General features: G+C 52.5%; 7 protein-coding genes. All 7 read right to left on the reverse strand.

Going from position 1 to position 9,502, the window contains the following annotated elements; genetic code table 11:
* Nucleotide 1 precedes the first annotated feature (1 nt).
* The 7 genes from J7M22_05125 to J7M22_05155 all read right to left on the reverse strand — a co-directional run bounded on the left by J7M22_05125 (nucleotide 2) and on the right by J7M22_05155 (nucleotide 8,825).
* A complete protein-coding gene (locus tag J7M22_05125) occupies nucleotides 2-2,014 on the reverse strand; it encodes a diguanylate cyclase (protein MCD6505991.1) in 2,013 nt (670 codons plus the stop codon).
* Nucleotides 2,015-2,273: 259 nt separating this feature from the next.
* Nucleotides 2,274-2,924, reverse strand: a complete 651-nt coding sequence (locus J7M22_05130; GenBank protein ID MCD6505992.1) for a hypothetical protein — start codon at nucleotides 2,922-2,924, stop codon at nucleotides 2,274-2,276.
* A 142-nt stretch (nucleotides 2,925-3,066) separates the two neighbouring features.
* Complete coding sequence (locus J7M22_05135; protein ID MCD6505993.1) at nucleotides 3,067-3,525, reverse strand: Hsp20/alpha crystallin family protein; 459 nt, start codon at nucleotides 3,523-3,525, stop codon at nucleotides 3,067-3,069.
* Nucleotides 3,526-3,722: 197 nt separating this feature from the next.
* On the reverse strand, nucleotides 3,723-5,015 hold the full coding sequence (gene hisD / locus J7M22_05140; GenBank protein MCD6505994.1) for a histidinol dehydrogenase: 1,293 nt from the start codon (nucleotides 5,013-5,015) through the stop codon (nucleotides 3,723-3,725).
* Entirely contained in the window at nucleotides 5,015-6,889 is a 1,875-nt protein-coding gene (locus J7M22_05145) for a polysaccharide biosynthesis protein (protein MCD6505995.1), read from the reverse strand. Before J7M22_05145 ends, hisD begins: the two co-directional genes overlap by 1 nt.
* Before the next feature lie 99 nt (nucleotides 6,890-6,988).
* Nucleotides 6,989-7,717, reverse strand: a complete 729-nt coding sequence (locus J7M22_05150; GenBank protein ID MCD6505996.1) for a sulfite exporter TauE/SafE family protein — start codon at nucleotides 7,715-7,717, stop codon at nucleotides 6,989-6,991.
* 49 nt (nucleotides 7,718-7,766) lie between these two features.
* Nucleotides 7,767-8,825: a Gfo/Idh/MocA family oxidoreductase gene (locus tag J7M22_05155; GenBank protein ID MCD6505997.1), complete on the reverse strand. Its 1,059-nt coding sequence runs from the start codon at nucleotides 8,823-8,825 to the stop codon at nucleotides 7,767-7,769.
* Between the last annotated feature and the right edge of the window lie 677 nt (nucleotides 8,826-9,502).

Here is a 9,502-nt window from a genome sequence, read left to right on the forward strand (position 1 = left end):
CCTATACGATGGCGATCGATTCGCTAAGTGTCCGAACCAAGAGGGGATCAAACCTGCCCCCTGCCTCCTGATGCAGCAGTTTCAGAGCTTCATTCGGTCTCATGGCCGGCCGATATCCCCTTGGAGATGTCATTGCAGCGTATGCTTCAGCCACGGCGATTATCCTGGACTCAAGCGACATGCCGTTTGAGTCGAATCTGTTATGATGATGTGATACCGGCTCAGCATAGGGCCTTAGGAACCTCACCCCGTTGAAAATCCTGGTGATGGTCTTCGCCCTCTCCTCCACGATTTTGCGATCTGATTCATCGAGCGGCCCCGGCTTGGATACGATCTCATCCATACCTATCTCGCCAAGCTCTCGGATCATACCCAGTTCCGTTAAGTAGTCGATCTTCTCGGAGGGCAGGCTCAACCTCTCGGCGATCTTACGAGCGTATTCTGAGACCTTCTTGGAATAGCCGTTTAGGAATGCAGATCGTTTCTCCAGAACTTCGCATAATTTCCCCACACCTTCCACATATCTGACCCGCATATCTGTCATTACCTCAGCGATGGCGGCGGCGAACTCCTCCACGATTTCTTCCTCATGTTCGCTAAACGGCTGAGCATCTGATCTATCGGTGAGATTTATAACTCCGATCTTAAGATCCCCCTTGAGGATCGGAGCGCAGATGAAGGAGTTGGACCGATATCCTCTTCCGTTTCCAGTGGAGATCCCCTTCTTCAGAGCGTCATCAGCCCATATAACTTTCCCTTCCATCAATGCCTTCCCCGCTATACCTTCACCTATCTTGACCTTCACCTTTCTTCTCACCGACTCATTAAGGTTCTTCGTCACCTCGAACTTAAGGACCTCCTCCTTAGGATCGAGGATCATCAGAGATGCCCTCTCCACATGTAGGGCTTGAGTCAACATCGTCAGAGCAAGCCAGAGGAACTCGTCCGTTAGTGAGTCCCAGGCATTCGTTCGGCTGTAGCCTAGAGGCGGTTTGACGTTGAAGAGATCAACCAACTCCTTCAGGTCAGTTTCGGAGGGGATTTGGATCGCATTGCCTCCCATTTCTTTCCCCCTTCCCATCGCCCTTTGAGCGAGGTTCACCAGCGCTTCCGGGTGATCCACATCATCGGGACAGGTTGCCACTCCAATCGTGAGGGAAGGGTGGTCGTTATCATCTCCGATTCTATCCATGATCCTCTGAGCGACTCTGATTGCTCCTTCTCTATCGGCCTTCGTCAGCAGAACCAGGAACTCATCGCCTCCATATCTGCATATCGAATCTTCCGCCCTTATGCTCTCCTTGATCTTCGAGGCGATCTCACGAAGGATCCGATCGCCGATCCTATAACCGTAACGTCTGTTGAAGTCATCGAATTCATCTAGATCGATGTAGATAAGAGAGGTGGGGATCTTATTTCGGCGCGAGAAGTTTATCTCCTTGCGGAGATGATCCAGGAAGACAGGATATCTATAGGTTCTGGTCACAGGATCGAAATAATCAGACGGAGCGGGAATCTGACGGAGATGAAGTATGGAATGGGCGGCCTTAATCCCGAATATCCTCGCCAGCTCCAGGTCCTCTTTGGAATAGGCGTTCGGTCGTTTCGATCCTATCTGGATCACGCCGACCGGATATCCATAGGAGCGCATCGATATGGCTAAGAGAGACCTCATATCCTTATCAAACGGATACAGATCTCCCTTATATTCCGTCAAATCCGGTATGTAAACGGGTTCTGTAGAACGAAGCGTTGAGGCGGCAATTGTATTTGAGAGCGGTCTTGCCGGCCAAATGCCTTTCTCCCCTTCGATTGTCTTCAGGCTTAATTCCCCCTCATCGGAGTCCCAACTGAACACTGCACATAGGTCATAATTAAGTATCTCTCTCATAAGGTGAGGTAAAATCAGATATGCACCCTCCTCATCTCTGCTAAGCAAAATCGGTTCGATCTCAAACAGGAAGTTTATCTCCTCCGGCCTTTTGGACATCAATTCTTCCCTCAACAGTCCCATCTTTTCCCCCGGCAGGTGAGATGATCGCCCCTGGCCTTTCATCAGAGGAAATGGCTCAGGGGAAGCTTACCCTAAATTTAGCAAAAACCATTCCAGGAATGATAAGCTGAATTTACCGAGTTTGACAAACCTTCCTCCCAATCCCAGTATGTAGATAGTTTACCAAAGAGGGCAATTATGAGCATACATGAAATCGGTGGGAAAGTCAATATTCTATGGTAGGAGGAAGGGTGAGCGAAGGCTCACCCTTCAGATTTATCTACTTTGTTTTTATCTTACCCCAGGTTGTGGGAAGCTTTCCGTGGGATTCGACGGGAGCTCCACCCTTGCTCGGAAGCAGGACAACTACGTAGTTGCTTCCATGCCCGGCGGCGGGTGCGTCCTCATTTCCGCCGATTTTTATCTCCCCTTTGGGAAAATCAGCCTTCCAGACGTTAAACCATCCCATACCGGCGTCTGTCACTTCAACTTTCCAACCCTCTACCTTCTTAAAGTTCTTGGAAAGCCATTCCGGTGGAGTTCCTCCTTTCTCCTCTTCACCTCTGCTATCATGGAGTATATAGACCGTGACGGGTTGGGTAACTTCAAACGTCAGGAAGTCCTCACCTTTGGAATGCTTATCGTCGTTTGCGGTCATTATCCACGTTCCACCTTTAAGCTCATCGGGCATTGAAACTATCGTGTACTGCCTATCGATATAGTAAACATCTCCCACATCAAGGGATTTCTCGGCGACCTTATAGGGTTTCCCACTTTTCGCCTTGAGGTTCTTGACCTCAATAAGGTCCCCTGCTATAGCGATACTGAAGGCGACCACCAGGGCTGTGAGAATTAAAACCCATTCTACTCTTTTCATATGGGCATCCTCCTTTGTTACCATTGGGTATGTTTCTACATCTAATTCTATCATGAGCTTATCTCGAAATCAAGTTCGCTTCCATGGGCAGGATATATGGATTTCACAGGGGAGCTTTACCAGGCAAATCCAATGACATGAAAGAAAAAGGGCGGCTTCAGCCGCCCTTTTCGCGTGCGCCGTTTTTCCCGCGTTATCAGCTCTCACCCTCGCCGACCTCTATCTTTATCTCCTTCGGTTTAGCCTCTTCGGCCTTCGGTATCACCACCCTCAGCACACCGTCCTTGAAGGTAGCTTTGGCCTTATCGGCCTGAACGACGGTCGGCAGGGTGAAGCTTCTCTGGAACGCTCCGTAGCTTCGCTCTATTCTGTGGTACTGCTCCTCTTTAACCTCTTTCTCCTGCTTCTTTTCGCCCTTTATGGTCAGCACATTGTCGGTTATAGACACGCTTACATCATCCTGCTTGATCCCCGGAAGTTCGGCTTCAACGATTATATCGTCTTTGGTTTCCCTTATATCCACGCTCGGAGTCCACCCCGTCTCGAAGACATCCAACCTGGACGGGAACCTGCCGAAGAACTCATCGAAAAGCCTGTTAACCTCCTCCTGAATGGAGAGAAGATCCCTCATCGGCCTCCATCTCATCAGGGCCATGTCAATCACCTCCTTAGCTGAGGTTTTTTCGGGCCAATCCGCTCGCTATATTACAGAGCAATTTGCGTGCCATCTCCTCGATGCTGAGAGAACCGGTCTCGTTCGCTTTCCCCTGTGGATCAGCTGTCATTATGACAAACCCTGTCCGGGTTCAGTTTGCCATTTTGACCGCTTCACTCCGTATATTATCGCTATCTTCAGCTTAATCTTTCCCTTATCGCCTCGGCGTGCATCGGCAACCCCTCGGCCTCGGCGAGGGTGATGACGGTTTCGCTCAGCCCTTCAAGCCCCTCCCTCGTCAGATACTGGAAGGTGGGCTTTTTGATGAAATCGTCCACCGACAGCCCACTGAACATCCTCGCGCACCGACCTGTCGGCAGGACGTGATTCGTGCCCGACGCGTAATCGCCGACGGGAACAGGAGCGTACCTACCCAAGAAAATCGATCCAGCATGCTTTATCCTGGGGAGTAACCCCAACGGATCCTCGGTGAGTATCTCCAGATGTTCGGCCGCATACTGGTTGGTGAAACGGATCGCCTCATCCATATCGTCCGCTATCAACACGGCCGAGTTTCTCCTCAGCGCCTCCAGGATTATCTCCCCTCTGGCGGCCGAGCGGAGCCTTTCGTCTATGATTCGACACACCTCTCCGGCCAGATCCTCGGAGGTTGTGATCAACACAGCGGCGGCATCGGCGTCGTGCTCCGCCTGAGAGAGCATGTCCACGGCGACCAGGTTCGGATCGGCGGCCTGATCGGCCAGGATAAGCACCTCGCTCGGTCCGGCGGGCGAATCTATATCGACCAAGCCGAACACAGCCATCTTGGCCGCGGTGACGTATTTGCCGCCCGGGCCGACGATCTTATCCACCTTTGGGACGGTCTCCGTGCCGTGTGCCATGCTCCCTATGGCCCACGGCCCGCCTATCTTGAAAACATGGTCTGCCCCGACGATATCCGCCGCTACAAGTATGGCGGGATTGACGGACATCCCCTCCCCCGGAGGGGTACAGATGACGATCCTCTCAACTCCGGCGACCTTAGCAGGGATGAGGTTCATAAGCACGCTCGATGGATATGCGGCCTGTCTTCCAGGGACATATGCCCCGACGGCCTCGAGTGCCCGATACAGCCTGCCCGCTATTACCCCTTTTGAAACCTCCACCGCCCACATCTCACGCTCAAGCTGAGATCTATGGAACCTCTCGATGTTGACGGCGGCCCTTTTGAGGTGATCCACCACCTTGGGGCTGATCCTCTCATATCCCCTCTCGATCTCATCTCGAGTGACGATCAGATCTGAGGGTGTTATGTCCTGTTTATACTTTCTGTAACGCTCAAGCGTAGGGACATCCCCTTCATCCCGAATTCGATCGACGATCTCTTTGACCTCGGCGAATATATCGGAGATATCCTCCATGGATCTCTGAAGTATCGATCGCATTCTATCCTGGGATATCTCGCTGAGCCGTTCGGGTTTCAGTATCATCATCTCTCTCCTCTGGCGGGCTGATATGATGGAACGAGCTGCATCAGATATCCTATGACCTCATCATCGTTATCGGTCTGGGAGGCCTTGCGGAGCTTCTCGAGCGTTCTGAAGAAGGTATCCGGATCGAAATCTGAGTTCATCCTGGCGACGAATATCCTCTCATGCCTGGTCATGCAGCTTCCCTCCTCGGCCGTGACCAGCTCCTCATGCAGTTTCTCGCCCGGCCTGATCCCCGTGAAGATGATCGGGATATCCTTTTCGGGCTCGTATCCGGAGAGTCTTATCATCTCGCGGGCCAGATCCAGTATCCTCATCGGCGAGCCCATATCGAGGATGAAGATCTCGCCGCCCTGTCCCATCGCACCTGCCTGGAGGATGAGCGATACGGCCTCAGGGATGGTCATGAAGTATCTGGTCATATCCGGATGTGTGACGGTCACGGGACCACCCCTGCGGATCTGCTCCTCGAATATCGGTATGACGCTCCCCCTGCTTCCCAGGACGTTTCCGAACCGGACGGCGATGAACTTGGTGTTTCCCTTGCCGTGATTGTAGAGGTTAAGGAGCATCTCGGCCACTCGTTTCGTCGCTCCCATGACGCTTGAGGGTTTAACCGCCTTATCCGTCGAGATGAGCACGAACTTTCCCACGCCGGCTTCCAGGGCAGCCTGAGCGACGTTCATGGTGCCGAAGATGTTGGTCTTGACCGCCTCAGAGGGGTTTTCCTCCATGATGGGGACGTGTTTATAGGCTGCGGCGTGGAAGGTAATGTCCGGCCTCCAACGCTTCATAACGTAACGCATCTTCTCCTCGTCCCTGATATCCCCGACGATCGCCTGAAGGGCGAGGTTCGGATGTTTGGCGCCCAAGTTCTCTCTGAGCGCATAAAGCTCGGTCTCATCCTGTTCCAATAGGATGAGCACCTTGGGATCGAACTGGGAGAGCTGTTCACATAGCTCCGATCCTATAGACCCCGCCGAGCCGGTCACCATGATGGATTTCCCCTTAACGAACCTCTCTATAAGCGCCATATCGACCTCGGCCGGTTCCCTGCCCAACAGATCCTCGACCCGGATATCCCTTATCTCGGATGGAATGAGCTTGCCGGAAGTTATATACCTGAGGCCGGGCAGGATCTTTATCCTCTTGAGTCCTACGCTTCTGGCCCTCTCTATGACATCGTGTATCACCTCCGGACCGACGTTCGGGTTGGTTATCAATATCTCATCTACCTCATACTCCTTTATAATGCGTTCCATCCTCTCACGCGTTCCCAGGACTCTGATCCCATGAAGATAGGTGCCGCGTTTGGAGGGATCATCCTCTATTATCCCCACCGGCACATAATGGTTCAATACTCCGTTAGCGATCTTACGCGCCACCACCTCCGCCAGTTCTCCTCCTCCTACGAGCAGCACCCTGGTGGAGCTGGAGAAATCCTGATTTCTGAAGATATGCAGATAAAACCGCTTCAGCATCCTGACCATCATGACGCCGGACATGGTCAACAGGTAATCGGCGAAGATCATCCGAGGCGGCGGGAAGGATTTAAGGGTGAAGGATAGAACCGCAAGAGCGAGCGAACCGATCGTCGTCGCTTTGATCGTTCCTATTGCTTCCCCTATACTCACGAACCTCCAGTACACGTTATAGAGCCTGAAGATATGGTTGAAGAGGATTTTGATGGGCAAGCTGGAGGCGAAGAACAGAGCCACCCCGTATCGATTCGGCCTCCAGCCCGTTACAAGCGTGGAGAGATAAAAGCTGACGGCAAATACGATGAGATCTCCCATCAGGAAGAGGAAGACCCTCTTCGCCCCGTTGGGCTTTAAGAGCTTATCCAGAAGAGCTTTGATCGGGCGATGTGTCATCTTCTACCCTTTCGGGTACATCTGCGGATTTGACCCGGACATAGACATATTTTACACCATAACGAGCCTATAATCTAGGGGAAAATGATTTCCCCTCACTCACGTCCTTAAAATTAGGATCACCCCGAGGACGAGAAGCAGAGTGAAGGTGATCCTTCGCATCCCTTCCCTGTTTATCCTTTCAAAGATCGGGAACCCGAGCCCTGTTCCGAGGAACATAATAGGGATAAGTATGAGCGAAAGCTTTAGTATCTCCCTGGAGATCATCCTCGCCGCCACAAACAGACCTATTTTGTAGGTTGAAAGCACACAGAAGTAGAAAACCATGGTTGCCTTAACAACCCTTTTATCCCATCCCTTATGATAGGTATAGATGATCACCGGCGGCCCGCCCATGTTGATGATACCGTTAAGCACCCCACTGCATATCCCCATGGGCACGGCCCAGATCTCACCTATTCTGAATTTCGGATCACCTCTCCTGGCCAGTGAATACCCTGAGAAGACCACAAGGACCGTCCCAAGTATCCTCTTTATGAGAGCTGCATCCAGCGTTTTAAGCAGATAAACTCCTATAGGTATACCCATCGCCCCACCCAGAAATATAAACAGGACGTTTCTCAGGTTCACCGATCTTCTGACGCTCCAGAGAACCAGGAAATTGTTCACCGTAGAAAGCAGGGCTATAAGTATGCTGGCGAACTTGACATCGACCAGAAGCGGCATCAGGCTCATGGCGACCATCCCAAAGCCGAACCCTGTCAACCCCTGGATGAACCCCGCCACGAGCAGTATCAAACCGATAGGAAGCATCATCGAAGCCGACAACGTCATCTCCCTGCTGGGATGATGAATGATTATACATTCTGAGGGTGGTTCAAAGCAACCATTCCCTGTATACCTCCTCGCAAAGCCTTACATCGTTCAAAGCGTCCTGGCCGGGCGAACGGAAGGGTTCATCCTTCAGCAGGCACCGGATGAAATGTTCGGCCTCGCGTTTATAAGACCACGACCATCTCTCCTGAGGGAGGGGCCGTCGATACTCGTGTCGATCTCCCCCGATATAAACCTCCACCTCAGCGGGCTGATTGCGATGCAGAAGCGGCGGCGACCAGGTATGAACCCATCCACGTTCGAAATAAACCTGAGTGTGTTCGTCCCATCTATGGTGAGCGATGCCGCCTGTCTCCAACACCACTCGCACGCCGGCCACCCTTAACACGATGAGCCCTGTATAGCCGTCATCGTCCAGATCTACCTTCACCACCTTCGCATTATCGCCGGCGTCCAGAAACCATCGCATGAAATTGAAGGCATGGACATACTGTTGGAGGAAGGAAACAAACTGTCCGGTCCTCTCCTCAGGAAGCCATGATGGTTTGAAGGATGGTGGAGGTGGCGGCGGTTCATCCGTCGAGATGAAAGGCGTATCCAGACCGCATGTCCAATCGCCCCCGAAGTAATGTATACGCATGAAGGTGATCCGTCCCAGCTCTCCGCTTTCCCGGAACCTCCCTACGAGCTCCTTCGCCAGCTCGTAACCGGCATCATAGCGTTTCATGTAGGCCACCATGAGAGGCGCGCCCGATTCACGCTGCGCCGCCAGGATGCGCTCGGCCTGTTCCGTGCTAACGGCCATCGGCTTTTCCATAAAGACCGGTTTGCCGGCCAGCAGGGCGTCGCGTGCGATCTCCCCCTGAGCGGCAAAGTGCGCCGAGACGGCTATGGCATCCACGTCGGGGTCCTTCAGCAGATCGGTATGATGGCGGTAAACCTTAGGGATACCGAACCTCTCTGCCACTTTCTCCGCCAGCCGACCTCTCATCTCAGCGAGGGCGATGACCTGACATTCCGGGATGCTCGTGAAATTCGGCAGGTGCACCTTCTGCGCCATAAACCCGGCCCCAACATAGCCCAGGCGAATTATCCTTCCCATCCTCTCCTGGTTCCTCAAACTGTGTCAAACTGACCTATCTGCCGGTTGAGGAACCTCCCTCCTTTCTATCCCATTGCGGCAGATAGACCAGGGCTCCCGGCCGCTCTATGAGCCGAAGCCTATCAATTGTGTTCGCTCCTATTTCCCTTGAGGTACGGGCGAAAGATCTTTCGCCCGCACTTTGGCATTCCTGCCTCTCCCTTTCGGGGTTAAGGTGCACCTCGGCAATGCGACGGTTTTGCCAGACAGGGCTGGTGCGACACCCTGTCATGCTTACTCGCCAAGCGAGAATCGTTCACGTAGGCGGCCACCAACAGAGGTTAAGGCTAAGGTTAAGGTTGAGATTCTTCTTAACCTCAACCTAAACCTTAACCTGTTCTTAAGAAGCCCTGTGTGCGGAGGAGGAACGAGGAGAAAGGAACCGGGAACGAGGAGATAAAAATCCTAGTTCCTCGTTCCTTCTTCGACACACTTTCGGTCAACTGCTGAGGGCTCCTTGCCTCATCTAACTATCCCTGCAATTATATCGAGAATCAGCTTTTTTTTCAACATCCTTGAACAGAACCATACAATTGCACGCCGTGTCAAGTCAAATGATAATGTTACCGAAAGGAGAATGCAGATCAAATGATAATGTTACCAAAAGGTTTTTTCAACGCTTTGCATAGCTTTCCTGC

The organism is Candidatus Poribacteria bacterium, from assembly GCA_021162805.1.
Taxonomy (GTDB): domain Bacteria; phylum Poribacteria; class WGA-4E; order B28-G17; family B28-G17; genus JAGGXZ01.